The sequence below is a fragment of the Pirellulaceae bacterium genome (assembly GCA_019636385.1).
Classification (GTDB): Bacteria; Planctomycetota; Planctomycetia; order Pirellulales; family Pirellulaceae; genus Aureliella.
The window spans coordinates 1,353,672-1,376,120 of record JAHBXT010000002.1 but is presented as its reverse complement, the minus strand read 5'-3'; the positions used below and the strand labels follow the sequence as shown (position 1 = coordinate 1,376,120).

Genomic DNA, 22,449 nt, shown 5'->3' with positions numbered 1-22,449 from the left:
TTTGAACCAGAGGCTTACTCCTCCTCTGGCTGATCCCGAACAGGACGACAGCAAAATTTAGGAAATTTACCATATCTCGCAAATACCATCGCCCTTTGGATCGCGAGAAAACGAGCTAAATAGCGATGATTGCTGGGGTTACGACTTCCCGGCGACAGGAAAATTGCCTTGATGAAAAACCTGGAAATGGCCTGGGTGGAGACTGATTTTGGGACGTCGTTCGGACAAATTGCATAGTTAGTACTGGAAGAGGCAATCGAGTTTCTTTTTCACTCGAAGAGGGTTTCCAGATGTCAGACAACTTGCAAGAGACTATTCGCGAAAGTGCCAAGGCACCCGCTAAGGCATCGGGAGATGCCGGCAGCGTCGAGCAGCACAAGCTCACCGAGCAGATTGCTGCTGACAAGTATCTGGCATCCAAGGCGGCCGCCTCTCAACCGAAGCGTGGTCTTCGTTTCAACAAGCTCGTGCCACCGGGTGCAGACTAATCGGTTCGCAACGAATCAAGCTTGATTCTATAGGCAGGGGTGTCGGGTTTAACAGAAGGGATTGATTCACGGATGTTTAAGTTGTTGTCAGGGATTCTGAGCAGGAACGGCGATCGCAAAGATCGGTCGCTCGTCCGTGGACGCTCGGCCCGACACCCCTGGTCGTTGGTGAGATTGCTGGGGCGCTACGACGCTGCGACCACCACGGTCGACAACGTTCGCCACTGGGCGGCGGCTGACGGACTATCGGCCAGTGCGGCCAATAGCCCCGAAGTGCGCCGCACGCTACGCAACCGTTCGCGATACGAGATCGCCAACAACTCTTATGCTCGCGGCATCTCGCTGACTCTAGCCAACGACTGTGTTGGCACTGGACCTCGATTGCAGATGCTAACCGCTGACGCATTCGCAAACCGATTTGTTGAGCAAGAGTTCTTTGCTTGGGCCGATGCAATTGGCTTGGCAGAGAAGCTGCGCACGATGCGGCTGGCCCGCGTGTCGGATGGTGAATCGTTTGGCTTGTTAACTAGTAACCCAAGAATCGAATCACCGGTTCAACTCGATTTGAAGCTGGTCGAAGCTGAACAGATCACGTCACCCATCTTGGCTCTCGACAGTTATCGTTACCTCGATGGCATTCGCTTCGATGAGCACGGAAACCCAATTTCGTATGACGTACTTCGAGAGCATCCAGGTGATGACGCGTTCTCGTTGACTGAGAATTACGACACTATCGATGCCAATTCCGTCCTACATTTTTTCCGCAGCGATCGGCCTGGCCAGATCCGTGGTATTCCCGACATCACGCCGGCGCTTCCACTCTTCGCGCAGCTGCGACGATTCACTTTGGCTGTTTTGGCGGCTGCGGAAACGGCGGCTGACTTCGCAGGGATTCTTTACACCGATGCGCCGGCAGGTGGCGAAGCCGATGCGGCTGAACCGTTCGAGCCGATCGAACTGGAGAAGCGAGCGCTCCTAACGATGCCAGGCGGTTGGAAGATGGCTCAGATGCACGCTGAGCAACCGGCAACCACATACGCCGAGTTCAAGCGTGAGATTCTCAACGAAATCGCACGTTGTTTGAACATGCCGTTCAATGTCGCTGCCGGTAATTCGTCGGGCTACAACTATGCCTCCGGGCGACTCGATCACCAAACCTACTTCAAGTCGATCCGTGTCGAGCAGTCCCAAATGGCTCGCACCATTCTGGATCGCATTCTGTACGCATGGCTGCGCGAGGCGATTCTCATCGAAGGCTATCTGCCTAACTCGCTTCGCACTCTCGACTCGTCGTTCGAGCATCAATGGTTCTGGGACGGACATGAGCATGTCGACCCAGCCAAAGAAGCCAATGCCCAGAAAATCCGCCTCGCCAATCATACGACAACTCTAGCCCATGAATACGCGAGGCAGGGGCGTGATTGGGAGGCGGAACTTAAACAACGCGCGAAAGAGATCTCGCTCATGCGTGAGCTCGGACTCTCGACCGATTCAACTTCACTTTCTCCAGGAGATGTAACGGATGACGAAGACATTGCAGTCGAACAAGCAGAGTGAGGTAGACGCCGAGTCGGTACCAAGCTCTCTGCGAATCGTTTGTGACGATGCCAGTTCGATCAATTTACAGGCCGCTGAGGCTGCCGAAGAAGGCAAGCCGGCGCTGCGAAAGTTCTCGATGGTCGCTTACACCGGTGGCGCGATGCGTCTTGGTGGCTGGCCATATCCCGTAGTCGTTGACTTAGCGGGCATGCGAGTTACTCGCAAGTCTCGCCCCATTCTCAAGGACCACGATCGCGCCAGTATCGTTGGTCACACCGACGACATCATGGTCGGCGATTCTCGGCTCGAAGTTGCTGGCGTGATCTCAGGTGTGGGCAATACCGCGCAGGAAGTGATCGCCACCAGCGAGAACGGCTTTCCTTGGCAAGCATCGCTCGGTGCGAACGCGGACAAGGTTGTTTTCATTCCTGAAGGCAAGACTGCGTCCGCCAACAGTCGCGAGTTCAAAGGTCCTGTGTACATCGCTCGCAAGTCAACGCTGGGTGAAGTCTCGTTCGTGGCCCTTGGTGCCGACGATGACACCGAGGCTCGCATCGCGGCTGGCCAAGCTGGCGATGACGAGGAGATCGACAACGAAGAGTCGGACAACGACAGCACCGAGTTCGATGATTCGGAGCTCGACCCGGTGAATGCAAGCCTGGATATGGGCAGCAAGCCCAAGCGCCCTGTCACGAGTGGAGTCGTTTCCAAGATGCGTATCGAAGCCGCTGCTGAATCCAAACGTATCGCCGGCATTCGCAAAGTGTGTGCTGGCAAGCATCCAGAGATCGAAGCTCGCGCCATTGAACAAGGCTGGAGTGTTACCCAAACGGAGTTGGCAGTGCTACGAATCGAACGCCCCAAGGCCCCCGACCAACAGGCGGGTGAACCCACCTATCGCCGCGAGGTTCTCGAAGCGGCTTGCTGCTTGACCCTCAACATGGACGAGCAAAAGCTGCTCAAAGCTTATGGCGAGCGGACGCTCAATACAGCAGCAAAGTTGGGCAGAATTGGCCTATGTGAGCTGGTTGCAGAATGTGCTCGACTGGAAGGGCACTATGTTCCGCGACTGTTCGGTGATGGGAAAGAGACCATTCGAGCTGGTTTCTCCACAATGTCGCTTCCAGGCATTCTGGAAAACGTCATGAACAAGACGTTGCTTGCAGCCTACGAAGGCACTCCTATCGCAGCATTCGACCTCTGTCGCATCGGCACTGTGAACGATTTCAAAGAGATCTCGCGCTATCGTTTACTCGGGACAGGGAGCTTTGAGAAAGTCGCCCCCGATGGCGAACTCAAGCATGGCGTTCTGTCTGAGCAGAAGTATGCCAACAAGGCCGATACTTACGGTCAGATCCTGTCGCTGACTCGCAACGACATCATCAATGATGATCTGCAAGCGTTCATGAGTATCCCTGAGGAATTGGGACGCAGCGGTGCACAACTCGTTGATGAGTTGTTCTTCACGCTGTTGCTCAGCAATCCGAACGGATTCTTCTCTGCCAACAATGGAAATCTCCTTTCGGGGCTGGAGACGACTTTCGGAGCGCCTTCGCTTACGGTTGCTAAAACTACTTTCCGCAAACAAAAGGCTGGTCCAGGTAACAAACCCAAAGACCATAAACCGATCAACATTCGTCCCGAGTTGTTGGTTGTACCGGTGGAACTGGAGACTGATGCTGAACTCTTGATGGGCTCGGCTCAACTGATGATCGATGCATCAGGCCAGCCCACCAAGATCCCTGTGGACAACCCGCATCGCAATCGCTATCGCGTGATCTCGGCTCCTCATTTGAGCGATCCGTATTACGTCGGTGCTAGCCCCAAGGCCTGGTATCTGTTTGCGAACCCTAAGGTTCTAGCGGCCTTTGAAATCGTCTTTCTCTATGGTCGGCGTACACCCGTGGTTGAGCAGGTTGAAACGCCGCCCAACAAGCTGGGCATCTCTTTCCGCAGCTATTTGGATGTAGGGGTGCGTGAGCAAGACCATCGAGCCGTCGTGAAGAGCAAGGGAGAGGCTTAAGCGAATCGGCTACATAGTGCAGCCGATTCATTTCTGGTCTTCACATTCGAGTAATCATTCAAGAAGGTAAACAAGCATGTCGTTCGCACAATTTGTTCAGCAGGGTGAGGCAATCGACTACACACCCAACGCCGACCTGTCAGCGGGTTCCGTTGTAGTGCAAGGAGACTTAGTGGGCATCACTAAACGGGATATCAAGGCCGGTCAGTTGGGGGCGATCTCGGTCGAGGGTGTCTTTGATATCGCCAAAGAGCCAACTGCACCTATCGCCGCCGGCGCAAAGCTCTACTGGGATGCCGGAAACGATCAGGCTGTGACTACGGCCACCGGCAACAAGTTGCTGGGTAAAGCAGTGGCTGCCGCCGGTGTGAACAGCGCTACGGTGCGTGTTCGCCTAAGCCAGTAGCACAGCTCAGCAATTCAGCCTCAGATGAAATTGTTGTAACAAGCGCAGGAGAAGCACACGTTGAATACCCACCACTTGGCCCTGCTGATCGGCCTATACCTTGGCTGCTGCGGATGTATGCCTGCGCCCACACAAGTTCGCTTACTACCCAAGCCGGAACCGGAGCAACCGCCAGCAAACCTGCCGGTGCAATTGCATCAGCGCAATTGGACGGGATCACTTGGTCAGGGGAGCTGCGTTCACGCCTCGCTTGTGAACCACCTGCGTTGGCTGAACAAGTTTGAACTTGGTGAACGCTGGCGAACGACTTATGCCGACGGCGAGTGGGATTCTCGTCTCCGCGATCGCTTGGATGCTGCCGGCATCGACTACAGCTATACGCTCAAGGCCGACCCACGCTTCCTGGATTGGGCCAGTGCAACCAGGCGTGGAGCGATCCTCTGGTGGAAGCCCGCGCACTGCTGCACGTTCGTCGGCTGGATCGAGCGTGATGGACAGCAATACGCAGCGATCCTCGACAACAACTACCCGGGGCGTTTCGAATTGACACCTCGTGAACAGTTCATCCGCTTATGGGCAGGCTACGGAGGCTTTGCCCTGACCGTTCTCAACGATCCCAGCAGTTCACTGCCTTACCCTAGTTATGAGGTTCTGTAATCACCATGATCAACGATACGATTCGAATTCGCTTAAGTCTGGGGCTGATCGTGGTGGCAATTGTCCACGCAATTCTCTTGGGTGTGGTCTTCACTGCTTTGCATAACAAGCCATCGCAACCGCAGCCCGAACATAGCTGGAGGCTGCCTAGTAACCGTCCGATATCACCCACTGTTGGCACAATTGAAAAATTGCCAGAGCCACAGTCGGTGAACTTGCAGGCACAGGGAGAGATCAAGCAACAGATCCGCAGTTTCCCGCCTTACTGCCTGCCACATCGCCTCTATCCAGCGCCAGTAGTTGTGCAGCCTCCCATCGCGCAGCAACCTAGCATACTCACACCAACTCTAGCTCCTCCTTTACCACCGCTGCCTACGCAAGAGCCGCTGGTTGTAACACCAGTCTCCAACCCGGCTCCGCCTCCACCTAAGAAGAGTTACCAGATCGCCCTGTTCGTTAACACCGATGCGACCAGTCAGCGACTTCAAGCGTGGTTCACGCAGAACAAGGAACTAGCAGCGCTAACGGAAACTTGTGAATTCCAGGTCTACACGGCAACCAATGCACTCTACAAGACTCGCTACGCCGACATTGTGCCTGCGGAACAGTTCCCCGTGGTGCTCTTCCAAGATGCAACTGGCGGGCACATCCACGCCGCTGGTCGGTCGATGATCCCGAGTACGCCTGAGGAGCTATACGCAGACCTTCGCCATGGTTTCACGCTCTACAAGCAAGCCAAAGAGGCACAGAAAACTGGAGCAGTGAAAACCAAGGGTTATTCCTGGGACAATGCGATCACGCCGACGCTGTATCTGTCGGCCGAGGATTGTCCCGATGGCTATTGCCCAACGCCACCCTCCGAGGATCGTCGGCCGCTAGATCGAGTCCGCGATCTATTTGAAGGTACGCAGGACACTCGCAACGCACTGCTTTGGCTGTCAGCCGGCGAGATCGCCACGGTCGCGCTCATCGCAATCGCAGCCGTGCTGCTCGTGTTCATTCTGATCAAGCGCGGCATTAGCTGAGCGTTGCGCTAACCCAATCCATCTTCCTAGTGAGGTTCTAAGCAAACATGTTACTAACCATCGCCATCATTGTGGTTGTCGTCCTGCTGGCAATTGCTCTACTTCCTGTGAAGAAACGGGAACCCGAGCAACTCAAGCAAGCGTCGCCCGTTGCTTTCTTAACTCCAGAACCAGCCCCGCCCGTTCGTCAAACAACGCTTCGTCAGCAGCAGCTTGACGAAGAGGCCCATGCGGTTGCTTCCGAATACCAACGACGCGCCAATGCGGTTTGGCTCGATGAAGTTCGAACGAAGGCTTCGAAGCTGCTGGGCAACACGAAGGCAAAAGCCGAGTCATGACCAACATGCTTCAAAAGGGCCAGGAGTGGCTTGCCTCCAAACTTACCCAGCACGCGTCTCGCCAGGTCGTGTATCGCCGAGGAGAGCTGGGAGCCACGCTCCAAGCCACGATTGGCAAGTCGCTGTACGACCAGGACGATGGCGAGGGCATTGTCACTCGCAGCCAGGTCCGCGACTTCCTGATCGACACGCAATCTCTGCTCCAGTCGATCATCGGAACGCTGCCGCGCCGCGGTGACACGATCGTCGAAAACGATGGCAACCATGCCTTCATCTTTGAAGTGATGGCCCTTGGTGGCGATCCACCTTGGCGCTACAGCGACCCATTCCGCTTGAAACTCCGCATTCACACCAAACAGATCGAATCCCATCCCTCATGACGACCGTTCTACAAGTTGCCGACAGCGTCACCGCCCAGCTCAATGCCGCCGAGTTCGATTTCGAGTTCGTGGCCGAGCGTTTGTATGTTCCCAACTTCGACCTCGAAGACATGAAGGAACTCCGCGTCAGCGTGGTACCTCGCGATGTCGAGTTGCTTCCACATGACCGAGCACACAATCGATACCACTGCCGTGTGGATGTTGCTGTGCAGAAGAAGTTTTCGAAGGGAACCAATGAGGAGATCGACCCGCTGGTGGACCTTGTGGAAAAGATCGCCGACGAGTTTCGCTTGAAGCGGCTCGTGTCATTTCAAGCGGCTCGATGCATCAAGGCCGAACATGCCGTGCTGTACTCCAGCGAACACTGGGAGCAACTGCGTCAGTTTACAAGCTTGTTGACCTTAACCTTTGAACTGGCGCGATGATCAGGCTCACCGTTCGAACTCAATTCGATAAGCGAAAGCTGAAGAAGAAGGTGGAAACTGCCACCTTTACATCGATCAGCGAGGCCGGCGGTGCCATCCGTAAAACTGCAAGTCGGAGCATTCGTAAGCGTAAAAACCCATCCAAGCCTGGAAGCCCACCGAATACCCAGACTGGCATGCTCAGGCGAGTAATTCGCTACGAAGTAACCAATAACAAGACCGAAGTCATCATCGGGCCTGTGAATGAGATCGCAGGCCGCCTTTGGAACCTGCATGAATTCGGAGGCGTGGCAACCAAACGTCGCAAGCTGAAGCCACATCGCTTTCGAGTTGGCGAGCATGGTCCGATCCGAATCAAGCAGCACGGAAGCAAGACGAAGTTTGCGCGGATCGAATTGCGAACCGCAGCACAAGCCAATCGAGCCACTCGCTTGATCGCTGAAGAAAACGAACGCCGCAGTGACAACAAACCTCGTCATTACCCCAAGCGCCCCTTCATGAAGCCGGCACTGGATGCCAACCGGAGTCGGCTCCCCATGTTTTGGGCCAACTCAGTTAAGTAAACGTTCGCCATAAGGAATCATTCACGATGCCAGAAGTAAGACTTGGTCTCGAAGCCGTCCTCACCGTCGACGGCGTCGAGATCACCAATGTCAAGGATCTAACCGTCAGCCTTGAAAAGGCCGAAGCCGACGCCAGCACTCGGGCCAACAACGGCTGGCGCGCAACGGTCGGAACGCTGAAGGATGCGTCCATCGAGTTCACAGTGCTGAACAAGGATGGCGATAGCGCTTTCGGCTTGCTTCAGGGCTTGTGGAGCAGTGGTGATCCTTGTGATGTCGGCATCAGCGACGCTGGTGGCACGCTCACACTGACCTGCGAAGTGATGACCTTCAATGTCAACCAGAACTTGGAAGAGGTCATCTCCGCTGATGTGACTCTCAAGCCAACGCAGTCGAGTTCCGGTGGTGGCATGAATGTGGGACCTGGCTTAGCTGGTCCTTGATCGCTGGCGTTGCTGTTGGTTTAGAGGATTCATAACACTCAGGAAGGCATCATGCAGAAGTTCGTTGACCGCGCCGGTCGCATTTGGATTGTGGATATCGATAACACGACGCTGCGCCGCGTGAAGACTCTCACCGGAGTACATCTTCTTGAAGCAATCGATGGTGATTTGATCACGCGACTCTCGACCGATCCGTTGCTGTTGGGCGATGTTCTGTTTGCGATCTGTAAACCGCAAGCGGACCAGCAGCAGATCACCGACGAAGCCTTTGGTGAAGGTCTAGCTGGTAACTCGATCGACGATGCAACCGGTGCACTCCTCGAAGCGCTGATCAATTACTTCCCGGAGTCCCGACGCCGTCTTCTGCGGAAGGCGGCCGAGAAACAGAAGCTGATCGAGACTCGGGGGATCAGTGCGATCGAGAAGCGACTGGACGACCCGAACTTGGTCGACAAGCTCGTAGAAGATCTCGAACGCAAGCTCGCTGTGCCGACATTGAACGACTCATCGTCCGGCTTGCCGGCATCGTCGGAGTCGATCCAGGCCCCTTAACGCTTCGCCAACTTGTGCTGATGGCCGAGGCCAAACGCCAACACGATTGGAATGTCGCGAGCACCATTATGGCGTTGATGGCCGAGATGAACCGTGATCGTAAGAGACGTCGCAAGCCATTCAAGCCCGACGACTTCAATCCCTACGCAGAGCAGAAATCGATCGTTGCTAAAGGAACCGTTGAACAAGCGGCAACCATGTTGGGAGCAGCTTACACGAGAAACACTCAAGTCTCACCCCTCAAGTCTCAAGCCTCATTATGTCCCAAGTCAGAGCCGGAGGAGCCTACGTCGAGCTGACCGCAAGGAGCGCCCAATTCCTTAAGGGACTTGAAGCTGCGCAAAAGCGGCTCAAATCGTTCGGTGCGTCCACGCGACTGGTCGGCACCAAGCTCACTGGCCTTGGTGTCGCGGCGGCAGCACCTGTGGGAGCCAGCCTGGCAGTTTATACCAGTTTCGATGATGCGATCCGGGCCGCTGGCGCAGCTGCCAATGCAACCGGCGCGACATTGGAATCGCTGCGTAACAAAGCCAAGCACCTGGGAGCCACAACCAGCTTCTCGGCCAGCGAGGTCGCTTCTCTGATGACCGAGCTCGGTCGAGCTGGTTTCTCTCCCAAGCAGATTGAAGAGATGACGGGCGCGGTCATGAATCTCGCCAGAGCCACTGGGACAGATGCAACCGTTAGCTCTGGGATCATGTCAGCCACTATTCGTCAATTCAGCTTGGAAGCAACCGATGCTGTGCGAGTCTCAGATCGATTGACCGCAGCGGCCAATATGTCTTTCAATTCGGTCGAGTCCCTTGGGGAAGCGTTGCAGTATGCAGGTCCCGTGGCAGCTGATGCCAACATGAGCCTCGAAGAAACACTGGCTATTCTTGGAACGCTCGGAAACCTCGGCATTCAAGGTAGCGAAGCGGGTACCGCATTACGCCGATTGCTTACGCTCGGCGCAGCAGAATCCGAGAAATTTCAAAAGGTGTTCGGAGTCGCGACTAAGGACGCGCAAGGAAACGCGAGAGACCTGGTAGACATTCTTGGCGAAGTTGTCGCTGCATCGGCAAACATGGGAAGCGGTGATCGCGCCCAAGCCTTTAACGAAGTCTTCGGTTTGATGGGCATCACCAGTGCGTCGGCGATTGGAAAGACGGTTACTGATACCAAGAAACTGCTTGCCGACCTGAAGAAGTCAAATGGTATCGCCGACAAGACCGCCCGCGATATGGATGCGGGAATCGGTGGCGCGTTTCGAATCTTAAAGAGCTCCATCGAAGGCGTGGCCATTGCGATCGGCGAATCGCTCGACCTCTCGGTCACCAAAATGATGAACGCGATCTCACGGGCTCTTTCCGGTCTGATTGAATGGATCGGTAAGAACCAGGAAGTGGTCAAGAAGGTCGCACTCATAGTTGCCGGTGTCGTCGCTGTCGGCGGAGCCTTCATCGGCATTGGTAGTGCTGCTGCAGTGGCTGCGTTCGCCGTCGGTGGACTAGCTTCGATGTTCTCGCTAGTGGGAACCGCAATTGGAGTCCTTGTGACCATGATTGGCGCTCTGTTCACGCCTCTTGGCTTAGTGGTCGCTGCGGTCGCCGCGCTGGGTGCCTACTTCATCTACTCGTCCGGCATTGCTGGCGAAGCGATCGAGTATTTGAAAGGAATTTTCGAGACGCTGAAGGCTGATACGATCAAGGCCTTTGGTGCGATCGCCAATGCACTGGCTGCCGGCGATATCACCGCAGCAGCCAACGTTCTGTGGACCTATCTCAAGCTGCAGTGGATCAAAGGCACGACCTATCTCAAAGGCGTGTGGGCTGACTTCACCAATTATCTCTCCGATGTTTGGGGCGATACGGCTTATGCCATCGGCGATGTATTGATCAGTGCACTTTCCGGTCTTGCTAGCGTATGGAACGCGACGCTCAGTTTCATGGCCGATGGCTGGACGATCCTTACGACCTCGGTGCAGAAGGGCTGGAACTCAACGATTGGCTTCCTAAAAAAGGGATTCATTCGACTGCGAGAGCTCGTAGATGTTGCTGGCGACGTTTCTGTTCAGATCGGTGGCGTGCTCATCAATGCTCTGGCAGGCGTTGAGACCGCCTGGGTCGAAACCATCGACTATCTCGCCGACACCTGGTCGGTGTTCGTTGCTCAAGTTAAGTCGATGTGGAACTCGACCGTTGGCTTTCTGCGCAAGGCCTGGATCAAACTGAAGTCACTGTTCGATGACGATGTGAATGTCGAAGTCGAAATGGCCAAGATCGACAAGGAGATCCGCACAGCGGACGAAGCTGAAGAAAATAAGAAGCAGCAAGCCATCGCCGATCGTATGAAGCGGCGCGACGCTCGTAAACAGCAGATCGAAGCTAATCGCGTACAGATGCAGGAAGGCATCAAGCAGCAACTTGAAGAACGTCGCAAGGCACGCGCAGGTCGCGACATTGATGCTGAGATGGCGGTCATCGATCAAGAAACCGAAGCCAAGAACCAGGTCGTCGATGCATCGCGAGATGATCAGTTCAAACAGAACGAGGCGGCCGGACAGTCGCGGCAACAGACCATCGACGACACCACCGCAGGGGTTCAAAAGACTCTCGATCAAATGCGTGAGGAGGCTCGCGTTGCCCGCGAAGCTGGTCGCCAATCGCCCGAGGATCGCGCTAAAGAACGTGACCAGCAGGTAGCCGCCGCTCAAGCGGAGTTCGATGCTGCCGTGGAAGCAGCCAATGCTGCAAAACCGCAAGAGCCTGAAGCTGCCAAAGAACCAGACGCCGGCACTCCGATTCCTCCCATGCCCGCGCCACCAGTACCCGGCGATGTGAAGGTTCCCAAGGTCGAAGTCGATGGTATCAAAGATCCCAAACTGAAACCGCCCAAGAAGAAGGACCTCAAGCTTGGGCTCGATCGCTCGGCCAAGGATTCGCTAGATCAGTTCTCCAGTGGCCCAGAAACGGCGACAGAGAAGACCGAGGCGGCTGGCAACTTCGATAGTCGCGGCCTGGGACTTGGTAGCGGCGCATCGCTGATTCCAAATTTGCAGGTCGCTGACAAACCCGACGTTGATGAAGATGCCGATGCCGGCGATCTTGATGTCGATCCGCAGCTAGACGCCGAGCCCGAAAACATGGAGGTGCCCGAAGTCCTTGTTCCGACAAAAGAGACGCCAATAACGCAGTCTCAAGACATGTCGGACGAAGAACTCGACGAGTTGGCCGACGCGCTGTTTCCTGAGGAAACCGAGCCATCGCTCAACCTGGAATCTCTCATTGCTTCCTTTGCTGCCGTGCGAGTTCGACTCGAGGAGTTCGACGCAGCTCTATCGCAAAGTGTCGCGCGGCTGCAGATGCCCCCAGTTACTGGCGAAGGCTTGTCGGATGATGTGAAGCGAGCCATCATTCAAACCGCTGAGAACACCGCTCAGCTGGCCGAACGCGCCCGCACGGGAGGCTTCGTGTTCAGCTAATGGGATTCTCACACGGTGGATATGATTTTGAACTCGCTGCGCTGTCCAAGAAGGCAACGCGTGGCAAGACGACCTCGGATACGTTCGTCTATGTGGCCACCAATGGTGGCTCAGTCGATCCGGCAGTCGCTGCGAGTGCGGCGTTGGCCCACTATCGAGCCACCCAGCGAGACCTGATCCCCTATCTACAGATCGATGGCGAGTACATCAACGAGAAGCACGCACTCGTCACGGCGTCAATCAATCGAACCAAGCTTGATCCGGTCTCGTTCAATACCACTGGCGCATCGACTCACCTTAATCAATCCCTCTTCACTCGTGGAATCTACGCGGCCCCTGGCAAGATCGCTCCGAACTATCGCGGTGCAATTGGCGTGAGCGACTCGGGCGTTGCCGGCGTCGACGTGACCGTCCCGGCGTTCGAGTTCTCTGTCCGCAAGAAGTTTGAATTCGTCTCGACAGCTTATCTGCTCGCTATGGTCGCGATGACCGGCCGCGTCAATTCAAGTCCGTGGTCGATCTTTGCGCCAGGCGAGGCCTTGTTCCTGGGTGGCGAGGGCGGCGAGGACGAACAGAACTGGGTTGATGTGACTTATCACTTCGCGGCGCGTCCTAATGAAATCAACCTTACTGTTGGCAACATCTCTGGCGTGGCGAAGCGAGGCTGGGACTACCTCTGGGTCAAGCACGGCGAAGAGGTGGTTGGCGATCGAGTCTTGCAAGTTCCTGAAGCGGCCTACGTCGAGCAGGTTTACCCCGAAGCGAATTTCAACGCATTGGGGATCGAGTAATGGCAAGACGCGTTCGGCCAGGCGAGAAACTCAATATCACGGCAGCGGAATACAACCGTCTGCTCGCGGCCGCCGATGCCGTTGCGCGTGACCGACTCGCAGGTGGCGCAGGAAACCGCACCCACGTTCGCGACGCTACCACCGTTCGCGTTCACTATCAAAGTGCGACCACGGTGCCCATCGGTGGAATCGTCGGTTTTAACGCCCCATTGGGCGATCCTGACGTCGACAATACAGCACTCGCTCGCTTCGTGCGCGATGCCACGATCCAGTCGGTTCGACCTGTCGCCGACGAGCATATGGGACGATTCGGTGTAGCTATCGAGCCGATCGCCGAGGACAAAGTCGGTCGCGTGGTATTCGCCGGAGTGGTTGCCGCTCGTGTGAATGTTCAAGATACCTGGCATCAATATGCTGATGTCGCCGACTCGGGAGGTACGACACTCCAGTCAAAACCCAACGGCTCCGCCCAGATCCTATGGCGACGTGATGCGAATCAGACCGGCGTCCAGTGGGCTGTCGTTCGCGTTGGTAAGCCGGCCGATCCTGCGTTCCTGGTGAAGGTTCCCAGCGGTGGTATCCCTGGTCGCTCTGGTCTCGCGACCGGGTCCGCCAACTGCGACCTCTTTCAGCTCGACGATGCTGGCACCATTGAGCCGGTCTTGAAACCGAATGGACAAGGCGTTCGCATCATCGCTCGCAACCCGAGTGCCCAGCGCATTCGAGGCCCGGTGTCCAACTATGACGATGGGCAGTATCTCAGCGTCACCTACGATAGCATTCGTTCCTGGATCATCGACCCACCCAAGCAAACGTTGCTCTGCAAACCTGTCTCGCGTCTCAAGGCCAAGAGCTGGGGCATGGCTCGCGAACTGCGGTATGCCAACGGTGTCTGGGCACCGATCGGCGTTAAGGTCGCGGTCTACAACGTCTGTGACTATGCCCTTCTGACAAGCCAACAAATTGTCTGCCACTTTCATGAAGACACCAGCGCTTACCTAACCATCGGATGCCGCTGCTGCGAGGGAAGCAGTAGTTCAAGTTCCAGCAGCAGCTCGTCTAGCTCTTCGAGTTCATCCTCATCGTCGTCGTCGAGCAGCTCCAGCAGCTCCGGCAGTAGTTCATCGAGCCCATCCTCGTCGAGCAGTTCAAGCGTCTCATCAAGTTCATCCAGTTCCATCAGCTCATCGAGTAGCCAATCCTCAATGAGCTCATCGTCGAGCGAGCATTCAAGTTCGTCGCAATCCTACTCGGTACCATCGGTCTCAAGTTCTGGATCGAGTTCGTCTAGTCTCTCGAGTTCATCCGGCTCGAGCTCGTCGCATTCAAGCTCAAGCCAATCATCAAGTTCTGGATCATCTGCATCAAGCGGTTCTTCTAGCGATTCGAGCCAATCGATTTCACTGAGTGAGCCCTCTTACTCAAGCAGTGACTCATCGAGCGGATCAAGCTCTGATTCGAGTCATTCGAGCCAATCCAGCGGCTCCAGTGGATCGAGCTCGAGTGAATCGGAGTCGAGTCAGTCCGAATCAAGTGAATCAGAATCGAGCCAGTCTGAATCGAGCGAATCGGATTCGTCGCGAGAAAGCGAATCGTACTCCAGCGACGGCAGTCACAGCCAATCGTACAGCGCAAGCTACTCGGGATCATCCAGCGGTAGCGATTCCAGCAAGAGCAACTCGAGCGGAAGCGACAGCAGTCAATCCGATAGTTCGGAAAGCGAATCGGCTAGCTCGGAAAGCGAGAGCCAATCGGAAAGCCAATCGGATTCCAACGAACCAAGCAGCGATAGCAGGTCGGTACCGAGTTACTCATGGCCCAGCTATTCGGAGCCCAGATACTCCAGTGGCAGCGTGTCTGTGTCGGCGAGTGACTCCAGCGACAGTGAGAGTAATTCCCAAAGCGAGTCGGAGAGCCAGTCGGAAAGCGAATCAGGTAGCGAATCGCGATCAACGAGCGAGCCATCAAGCAGCGATGGGTCAGAAAGCCGATCCAGCAGCGATCGGCCAAGTTACAGCGATAGTGAAAGCTATAGCGTCCCCTGGTCGACCAGCCATTCCACCAGCGGATCTGGCAGCTATTCGCAGAGCGGCTCAGGCAGCGGATCAACTAGCGGCTCAGGCAGTGACTCATCGCCATCAACGAGCGATTCGCATGATCCATCGACAAGTGACTCACATGATCCATCCACCAGCGAGTCGGATCGTCCGAGCGTAAGCCACTCCGATAGCGAACCGCCAAGCGAACCTCCCACTTCCGACAGCAGCACGAGCGAACCATGCAATACGACATGGATCTGGTCCTGCGGTTGGCAGCTCCTTGAAAGTGATTGTCCCGAAGTTGGCGATCCACCGAGCGGATCGGGTGGGTACGACGGTGAAGTTGTGGAGGTGGCGGCATGATGCATTGTCCCAATCTGACCAACGACAACCGCTGCCAAGTCGCCAGCCATCTAGCCGACTGCTCCGTCCAGGCTTCGTCCAGCGGATGCCGAGCCTGCAGCGAGTGTTCGAATCCGCAAGCTGTCAACCTTGTGACGATCGGTATGGCCATCGTCAACAAGCGTCGACGCAATCAAAACGTCGACGAACTCAAAACACTGCTGAAGAGCTACCTGCCCAATCAGGAAGAGCCCACGACGCTGCGGATCGCAGCCTATAGGCCCGGCCCGGGTAACGAACTTCGCAAGATGCTCGCATGGTTCGCAAGACCAAGCGACACCTGCAAGTGTGAGACCCGCGCCGAGACCATGAATGATTGGGGCGTGGAAGGATGCCGTACGAATCTCGACACCATTATCGAATGGCTTTTGGAAGAAGCCCAACTCAGAGGATTACCCCATGGAAAGTTTACTAGAACCATCGCCAAGTCACTCGTGCTCACTGCCATCCGCCGGTTCGAACGTAAGTTCCCAGACGGTGCACCCGAGCCCAACGAAGACGATTTCGATGCCGACGAAGAAGATCGTTGAACGTTGCTTCCTCATGAATCTCGATCGACGCGACGATCGTCTGCGCGAGTGGATGCAGCAACTACCGCAGCCATGGCCATTCCCAGACGTCGAGCGATTCGCAGCCATCGATGGTCGCAGACTAGCGACGCCCGAGCAGTGGCGTGCCGGCAATGGTGCCTGGGGCTGCTACCGTTCGCACTTGCTGATCCTGGAGAAATGTTTGCTTGAAGGGATCGATTCGTATGTTGTCTTCGAAGATGACGCAGGGTTCGTTCCCGACTTCGTTGAACACCTCGATGCATACGTTCGCGAACTTCCTGAAGACTGGGGACTAGCTTATCTCGGAGGCCAACACCTGTACGCTGCCAAACATCCGCCCAAGAAGATCAGCGACCACGTTTACCGACCTTACAACGTCAATCGCACACATGCCTTCATGGTGCGTGGTCGCGCAACGATGAAGACTCTCTATCGCCACCTCAACTGGAATGACTGGCACCTAAAGCACCACATCGATCATCACCTGGGTCGATTGATTCAGCGGCGATACGAAGCTCTGGTTCAAGGTAAGAACGTTGAGAAAGAATCGATTCCGGTTTACACCCCCGATCGCTGGCTCGTCGGCCAACTGCCGACCAAGTCCAACATCTGCGGTCGCAAGTGGACCCAAACCAGGTTCTTCAACGATGCCAAGAATGCCGACCACAGCGACGCGCCGTTCTTCGCCGTCCTCGGGCCCCATCGCAGTGGAACAAGTTGCGTGGCAATGGTCATGCATCATTTGGGCGTTCACATGGGCAACGAACTCGGTGGCTACGAGGCAACTGGAGGTGGCGAGGCGATCGGGCTAGCGAACCTCTGTGAAAAGGCGATGCGATTCCCAGCGATCGATCCCAAGATCCCGGATGGTCAGCTTGCCAAGCAACTGAAGGCCTGGATCGTAACGCGGAAGGCAGAAGCCATTCGTGACCGCACTGTCGCTGGCGGCAGGTATCCGCATCTTTGCAGATTCGCAAGCCACCTCTCCGACGCTCTCGGTAACTCGCTGCGAATCATCGCCGTGGATCGCCCAATCGAAGCATCGATTCGTTCGCTTCAAGATCGAAGTAGCCGACATCCAGGCCAATGGTTCGCAGCCGGCGATGACGCCTGCGACAAGCTACAGCGTTCGCTTCTTGAACATCGCGAGACGTTCATTCAAGAGCATCCAGAAGTCCCCGTCCATCGGATCAACTTCGCCAAGCTAACGGAAGATCCCGAAACCGCAATCAATGAACTGATCGCATTCCTCGGCATTGAGCCCACTGCCGAAGAGATCGATTCGGCGATCGCCCACGTGAACCCGGAGTTGAGGAAGTTCGGATGACACCAGTGGAAGACGTCCTCGCCAAGATTCGACATCGATACCTCATCATCGGCTCCGGCGCACTGCGGTTGCATGGGATCGATTGGGAAGAAGGTGATCTCGACATTTGGCTTGATCCGAGTCTCAGCGATGACGATTGGCAAGCCTCTGTCGATGATGCCGCTGGTTCTCTCAAGCGACCGTGGAAGCGAGGCGAGCCAGACGGAGCCGGAGGCCTGCGTGCATCAACTCGCATCGCGTGCTCGCCACCGCTGGACGTGATGCGTGAAGTCATGGGCTGCACCGCTGACGATTTCGAGAAGGCCTTCGACAACTCCCTGATCTCGTTTTATGGAAACGTCGCTCCACTGAACTCGATCTTGCATATCAAACGCAGCGCGAAGCGTCTCAAAGACTATCGCCATGCCATCAAACTTGCTCGCAAACTCCTTAACGCGTGGTGAAACATGGAAGCAACTGTACCCATTCAAGACATTACCTTTTGCATCAAGACCATTCATCGGCCTTGGGCCTGCCATCGACTCGTCCAATCGCTTCGAAAGGAGTTCGGCGAACCCAAGATCGTTGTCGTCGACGATGGCCTGCCCGAACATTGGTTCTCGCGCAAGTATCCCGAGACCGCTAAACACTGCAAAGTGATTGACCTTGAGCAACACGATGTGGGCGTCGGAATTGGACGCAACACGGCCATTGATGCCGCCGACACCGAATTCATCTTCCTGCTCGATGACGATCAAATCGTCACACCAGAGCTACACCTCGATCGCGTCTACCAGCGGTTCATCGAGTACGAGCTCGACATTCTGGCTGTCCGTCAGGGCGCTGGTGGCCGGCCTATGCTTTTCAGCCCACTGATGAATGGCAGCCGCATCTGGATGCATCGAGGCGAACACAAACGCATCGGTGAAACCTGCTGGTGCGACATGGTCAGCAACGCATTCCTTGCGTGTCGCGACACGCTCGCCCGCGTTCGCTGGGATGACGAGATCAAAACGTACGAGCACTGGGAGTTTTTCTATCGGGCGTCCCAGATCGAGCATCTGCAAATTGCCGTTGCACTCGACTGCTCAGTAGTCCACGACCATGTGGCAGCTAAGCCTTACGGAGCTCTGCGAGCCCGACCCAAGTTCCGCCGATTGGGGCTTCGTAAACACGGCTTTGATTCACTGCGTTATCCAGGAGGAGGTATCGTCCATGCGTGATCGCGTCACATTCTGCATCAAGACCATCCATCGCCCTCATTGCTGCGCAACGCTCGTCCGCAGCATCTACGAGCATTGTGGCGATGACCGTCCGCTGATTTATGTTCTCGACGACGGGAAGCCTGAGCTGCGATTCTCGCTTACCTGTCCTGACGAAGCAGCGTTGGTCGATAGACTCATTGAGACCGAATATGACATCGGATTGTCGGCTGGTCGCAATCGTCTCGTTGAAGCCGCGCAAACTCGGATGGTGATCTTCTCCGATGACGATCACGTCGTTGGTCCGCAGACGCGACTGAATGATCTCGTGCGCAAGTTCGAATCGAGTCGGCTCGATCTATTGGCAACACTCAGCAAGCAACCACATCGCCCTCATCCGGACGGAACGCCCCGGCTGCTCACTTCGTCCGGTGGCGTACTTCACATTCCACGCGGTGAGTATCGGCGCATTGGTGACATCGCAGAGTGCGCATTCGTTTGTAACTGCTTCGTTGCCCATCGTGACATCTTGCAGGCCATTCGATGGGATGAAGAACTGAAGGTCGACGAGCACTGGGACTTCTTCTGGCGAGCCAAGATTGCCGGCGTCAGGGTTGGAGTGGCGATGGACCACGTATTTCCGCACATCCACGTCGATCCGCCGGCCTACACGCGACATCGACCAGTGTTCTTAAGAGCGGCTCTTCGTAAACACGGATTAAGGAAGGTACTTTGGAAATGAAGCGAGTCATCGCAATTCTGGATCTGCCACCGCGCCGTGCGGTACCGACAGTACGAGAGAGTGTCGAGGCTGCTGCCGAGCGATGGAACGCCGAGTTGCATTGGATTCGACGTCCTCTGCAACCATGCCATCCATTTTGGCAAAAGATGTTCGTCTGTGGTGATGTTGCAAAGCGGTTCGGTCCGTCGCATGTCCTGCAGATCGACAATGACATGGTTATTCGAAGCGACTGCCCATCGCCGTTCGAGTTGGCTCAACCCGGCCAATTCGCAATAGTTGCAGAACGCCAGTGCGCTCAAAACCGAATCGACAACGGCGGGTGGCAAAAGACAGCGCACGAGATTTGGGCCAAACGTTGTCGACTAAATCCCGCGCCGACCTGGATGCATCCTAACGGTGGACTGTATCTCTATGACACCGAGACGTTTGCTCGCATGTTCGAGCGAATCATCCAGTACTTGATCGTGACCTTCGGAGCCAACGATCAAGCAACGGATGAGTCGCTGATCATCAATCAACTGTGGAACGATCAACCTGAGACGATCGCATTTCTCCCGCCTGATTTCAACGTCAGCATGTTGCAGACGCCTGAGTGGGCAACCAATCCAGTGATGCAATCCTTTGTCTACCACTTCATTGGCCCCAGCAAATCGCATCTGGATCGATGTCGCTGGCAGCGAAGCAAACCGGCTGAATTGCCATTTCCTGACAACCGTCAATCGATCGAACTGATAAACGAGTGGAAAGACGATCCGCCAGCGAGCTACGACATTGGCTCAATATTTCGACCCGATCTCGCAGCGAACCTTCTGGCTGTTTATCCGAAGCTGCTCGTTTCAGGAACGTGGTCCGATGAGCTGACAGTTTACGACGAGAGACTGACGAGCTTGGATGAGACGTTCTCATCTCACTTGGTGCTTACTCGGTTTCTCATCCGCCTTGGCGTGAATGCTCGTCGTTTCAAGCTTCGTATCAAAGAGGGCGACGATGGAACGCTTCAGCTTGCCCGCTCTTGAGTACCACGTTGCTCATGGTTGCAACTTGTCCTGCCAGCAGTGTAGCCACTACAGCAATTTTCACTTGGCCGGCAGGTTGCCAACGGTCGCTGACGCGGAGTCCGAGTACTCGCAATGGTCGCATCGACTTAAGCCAACGCGATTCGCCTTGCTTGGCGGCGAGCCGCTGCTAAATCCTGCGATCTCGGAGCACATTCAGCTTGCTCGACAACACTGGCACGACAGTGAACTGATGCTGGTCACCAATGGATTCCTCATGCACCGCTTCCCAGAGTTGCCCCAGGTTCTCGTTGATACAGAGTGCCAACTTGAAATTAGCCAGCATGGAACACATCAAGACTACCTCGAACGGTTCCGCGACGTGAAAGCGATAGTGCGGAGTTGGCGTAAGCAGTATCCGAAGCTTCGCATCAACATTCGCAAATCGCACAAAGGCTGGATGCGGCAATACAACGTTATCGATGGCAAGCCGATGCCATTCAACTCCAAGCCAGACGCTGCGTATCGCGTCTGTATGCAGCGAACGTGCACCCAGCTTGTGAATGGCTGTCTCGCTAAATGTCCCGCACTCGCATATTGGCCACAGCTAGAGACAAAAGCCCACCTCGAATCCATTTCGGAGTGGGATTTGTTCCGTGACTACGAATCTTGCCCGCCAACAGCGAGCGACGACGAGCTTCGCTTATTCCTCGAAACCAAGTCGATTCCCCAGTGCGCGATGTGTCCTAGTAGGCGCGTCGCGTTTCGTCATCCCAGTCCCTTGCAAAGGAGTAACTTGCAATGATTGATAAGTTCAAACCCAAGATGCCACCGTACCCATTCATTCCACCCTTCGATCCGCCGTCAGAACAACCACCGTATATTCCACCGGAGAGTTCTGGAGGCGACGATGAAGGATCGTCAAGCGAAGACCCGGGCCCACGTCCGCCATGGTGGCCCGAGGATTGGCCTTGGCCGCCTCCACCAGATGAACCAGTGGTTATTGAAGCACCACCTCCGCTCCCCAACATCATCTGGCCGCGGCTTCCACCAGATCATCCCTATCACTTGCCACCAGGTTACCACTTCCCCGACAATCTGCCCGAAGGCCATCCAGGACACTATTACCCAGGCATGCCTCCCTACCCTGTACAACTACCTTGATGTTTGCAAGGGTGTCATTCTGAAACTTATTAAATAGCACTGCCTCAATTCTCAAGCACGGGGTCAAGACTGTAGTCGTTGAAGCCAAAACTTTCGCTGAACGGTCGACAATTACGAAATCTACTCCGATCGACTCGCCCCACTATTTGATGAGTCCGTGGAATAGGATGTTCATAATCTGCACGTGCCGTTCTTCAGGCTGTTGGCGTCGGCCGTTGATTCGGTCAGTGAAGATGATGCCGTACAGCAAGTCCGCGATGTGATCCAAGATTTGTTCGGCTGGCAGATCTTGTATTTCTCCCTTTTGCGCCAAATCGGTCAACAGCTCACGCCACGGTTCCATATTAGCTTCGCGGTGAGCAAAGTAGGTGGAATGGGTATGGTCTCGAAAAAAGACTCGTTCTTGAATAAACAGCTCAACGACCTCGGAGTTGTCATGGAAGAAAATCAGATAGCTGAGAACCGCTTGGCTTAGTTTTGCCAGTGGAGTGTGACTCGGGTCAACGCTGGATTGAATCGTCTCGTTCAAGCGATTAACGGCATCCTCCAGGCAGGCAGCAAATAGCTTTTCTTTGCTAGCGAAGTAACGGTATACCAATCCCTTGCTGATCTGAAGGTGGTCGGCGATGGATTGGATGTTTGTGTTGGTATACCCGTGCTCAGCGAAAAGTCGTGCCGCTACCTGCAGAATCTCCGCAATTCTGCGATCTCGAAGCTCAGGATCAACCGGCCGCCCTGGTGAGGGATGCTTTGTGCTGCTATCGCGCGACAATGAACGCTCCTCTCTCAGGGAAACCACGTTAAAAAGTTGGCAAACATTCGGCTTTGCACTTTCCAGGTCAGAAAACTGCATTCAACCAGTGGTGCTTCTGTAGCCATTGTACACACCAAGTGCTTTGTGTTTTCTAAAAGAACCAGGCATATTCAGGGCATCGACAAGCTCTTGTCACGAAAC

General features: G+C 55.4%; 27 protein-coding genes. 22 read left to right on the top strand and 5 right to left on the bottom strand.

Going from position 1 to position 22,449, the window contains the following annotated elements; genetic code table 11:
- Positions 1–290 precede the first annotated feature (290 nt).
- From KF752_10720 to KF752_10655, 14 genes are all read left to right on the top strand, one after another.
- Positions 291–488, top strand: a complete 198-nt coding sequence (locus KF752_10720) for a hypothetical protein (protein MBX3422014.1) — start codon at positions 291–293, stop codon at positions 486–488.
- A gap of 72 nt (positions 489–560) precedes the next feature.
- The gene (locus KF752_10715; GenBank protein ID MBX3422013.1) at positions 561–2,045 is read left to right on the top strand and encodes a phage portal protein; all 1,485 of its coding nucleotides are present in this window, start codon (positions 561–563) and stop codon (positions 2,043–2,045) included.
- Positions 2,011–4,050: a hypothetical protein gene (locus tag KF752_10710; GenBank protein ID MBX3422012.1), complete on the top strand. Its 2,040-nt coding sequence runs from the start codon at positions 2,011–2,013 to the stop codon at positions 4,048–4,050. The genes KF752_10715 and KF752_10710 overlap by 35 nt, the downstream gene beginning before the upstream one ends.
- Positions 4,051–4,126: 76 nt before the next feature.
- A complete protein-coding gene (locus tag KF752_10705; protein ID MBX3422011.1) occupies positions 4,127–4,456 on the top strand; it encodes a DUF2190 family protein in 330 nt (109 codons plus the stop codon).
- Between the two features lie 117 nt (positions 4,457–4,573).
- Positions 4,574–5,113, top strand: a complete 540-nt coding sequence (locus KF752_10700) for a hypothetical protein (GenBank protein ID MBX3422010.1) — start codon at positions 4,574–4,576, stop codon at positions 5,111–5,113.
- Positions 5,114–5,118: 5 nt separating this feature from the next.
- Entirely contained in the window at positions 5,119–6,138 is a 1,020-nt protein-coding gene (locus KF752_10695) for a hypothetical protein (GenBank protein ID MBX3422009.1), read from the top strand.
- Positions 6,139–6,185: 47 nt separating this feature from the next.
- Positions 6,186–6,476, top strand: coding sequence for a hypothetical protein (locus KF752_10690; GenBank protein MBX3422008.1), 291 nt, complete (start codon positions 6,186–6,188; stop codon positions 6,474–6,476).
- Positions 6,473–6,856: a hypothetical protein gene (locus KF752_10685; protein MBX3422007.1), complete on the top strand. Its 384-nt coding sequence runs from the start codon at positions 6,473–6,475 to the stop codon at positions 6,854–6,856. Before KF752_10690 ends, KF752_10685 begins: the two co-directional genes overlap by 4 nt.
- Positions 6,853–7,281 carry a hypothetical protein gene (locus tag KF752_10680; protein MBX3422006.1) on the top strand — a complete coding sequence of 143 codons (429 nt, stop codon included), beginning with the start codon at positions 6,853–6,855 and terminating at the stop codon, positions 7,279–7,281. Before KF752_10685 ends, KF752_10680 begins: the two co-directional genes overlap by 4 nt.
- Complete coding sequence (locus KF752_10675) at positions 7,278–7,844, top strand: hypothetical protein (GenBank protein ID MBX3422005.1); 567 nt, start codon at positions 7,278–7,280, stop codon at positions 7,842–7,844. Before KF752_10680 ends, KF752_10675 begins: the two co-directional genes overlap by 4 nt.
- Positions 7,845–7,870: 26 nt before the next feature.
- The gene (locus KF752_10670) at positions 7,871–8,287 is read left to right on the top strand and encodes a hypothetical protein (GenBank protein MBX3422004.1); all 417 of its coding nucleotides are present in this window, start codon (positions 7,871–7,873) and stop codon (positions 8,285–8,287) included.
- Positions 8,288–8,338: 51 nt separating this feature from the next.
- The gene (locus tag KF752_10665) at positions 8,339–8,839 is read left to right on the top strand and encodes a hypothetical protein (protein ID MBX3422003.1); all 501 of its coding nucleotides are present in this window, start codon (positions 8,339–8,341) and stop codon (positions 8,837–8,839) included.
- 259 nt (positions 8,840–9,098) lie between these two features.
- Positions 9,099–12,302 carry a phage tail tape measure protein gene (locus KF752_10660; protein ID MBX3422002.1) on the top strand — a complete coding sequence of 1,068 codons (3,204 nt, stop codon included), beginning with the start codon at positions 9,099–9,101 and terminating at the stop codon, positions 12,300–12,302.
- Entirely contained in the window at positions 12,302–13,093 is a 792-nt protein-coding gene (locus tag KF752_10655; protein ID MBX3422001.1) for a hypothetical protein, read from the top strand. Before KF752_10660 ends, KF752_10655 begins: the two co-directional genes overlap by 1 nt.
- Here the strand turns inward: KF752_10655 and KF752_10650 are convergent.
- The 4 genes from KF752_10650 to KF752_10635 all read right to left on the bottom strand — a co-directional run bounded on the left by KF752_10650 (position 13,054) and on the right by KF752_10635 (position 15,545).
- Entirely contained in the window at positions 13,054–13,488 is a 435-nt protein-coding gene (locus tag KF752_10650) for a hypothetical protein (GenBank protein ID MBX3422000.1), read from the bottom strand. The genes KF752_10655 and KF752_10650 overlap by 40 nt on opposite strands.
- Before the next feature lie 81 nt (positions 13,489–13,569).
- Positions 13,570–14,073, bottom strand: a complete 504-nt coding sequence (locus tag KF752_10645) for a hypothetical protein (protein MBX3421999.1) — start codon at positions 14,071–14,073, stop codon at positions 13,570–13,572.
- A 14-nt stretch (positions 14,074–14,087) separates the two neighbouring features.
- A complete protein-coding gene (locus tag KF752_10640; protein MBX3421998.1) occupies positions 14,088–14,273 on the bottom strand; it encodes a hypothetical protein in 186 nt (61 codons plus the stop codon).
- Between the two features lie 897 nt (positions 14,274–15,170).
- A complete protein-coding gene (locus KF752_10635) occupies positions 15,171–15,545 on the bottom strand; it encodes a hypothetical protein (GenBank protein ID MBX3421997.1) in 375 nt (124 codons plus the stop codon).
- On the opposite strand from KF752_10635, the gene KF752_10630 reads away from it, so the two are divergent.
- Genes KF752_10630 through KF752_10595 form a run of 8 tightly spaced genes read left to right on the top strand, consistent with a single transcriptional unit; the run spans position 15,492 to position 21,494 of the window.
- The gene (locus tag KF752_10630; protein ID MBX3421996.1) at positions 15,492–16,064 is read left to right on the top strand and encodes a hypothetical protein; all 573 of its coding nucleotides are present in this window, start codon (positions 15,492–15,494) and stop codon (positions 16,062–16,064) included. The two genes, KF752_10635 and KF752_10630, sit on opposite strands and share 54 nt — an antisense overlap.
- 13 nt (positions 16,065–16,077) lie before the next feature.
- Complete coding sequence (locus KF752_10625; protein MBX3421995.1) at positions 16,078–17,412, top strand: glycosyltransferase family 25 protein; 1,335 nt, start codon at positions 16,078–16,080, stop codon at positions 17,410–17,412.
- A complete protein-coding gene (locus KF752_10620) occupies positions 17,409–17,855 on the top strand; it encodes a hypothetical protein (protein ID MBX3421994.1) in 447 nt (148 codons plus the stop codon). The genes KF752_10625 and KF752_10620 overlap by 4 nt, the downstream gene beginning before the upstream one ends.
- A gap of 3 nt (positions 17,856–17,858) precedes the next feature.
- Entirely contained in the window at positions 17,859–18,614 is a 756-nt protein-coding gene (locus KF752_10615) for a glycosyltransferase (GenBank protein MBX3421993.1), read from the top strand.
- Complete coding sequence (locus KF752_10610) at positions 18,607–19,335, top strand: glycosyltransferase (GenBank protein ID MBX3421992.1); 729 nt, start codon at positions 18,607–18,609, stop codon at positions 19,333–19,335. Before KF752_10615 ends, KF752_10610 begins: the two co-directional genes overlap by 8 nt.
- Entirely contained in the window at positions 19,326–20,351 is a 1,026-nt protein-coding gene (locus KF752_10605) for a hypothetical protein (GenBank protein MBX3421991.1), read from the top strand. Before KF752_10610 ends, KF752_10605 begins: the two co-directional genes overlap by 10 nt.
- A complete protein-coding gene (locus tag KF752_10600) occupies positions 20,284–21,135 on the top strand; it encodes a radical SAM protein (protein MBX3421990.1) in 852 nt (283 codons plus the stop codon). Before KF752_10605 ends, KF752_10600 begins: the two co-directional genes overlap by 68 nt.
- Entirely contained in the window at positions 21,132–21,494 is a 363-nt protein-coding gene (locus KF752_10595) for a hypothetical protein (protein MBX3421989.1), read from the top strand. Before KF752_10600 ends, KF752_10595 begins: the two co-directional genes overlap by 4 nt.
- Before the next feature lie 142 nt (positions 21,495–21,636).
- Here KF752_10595 and KF752_10590 read toward each other — a convergent pair whose 3' ends face one another.
- Positions 21,637–22,266 carry a TetR/AcrR family transcriptional regulator gene (locus tag KF752_10590; GenBank protein ID MBX3421988.1) on the bottom strand — a complete coding sequence of 210 codons (630 nt, stop codon included), beginning with the start codon at positions 22,264–22,266 and terminating at the stop codon, positions 21,637–21,639.
- Between the last annotated feature and the right edge of the window lie 183 nt (positions 22,267–22,449).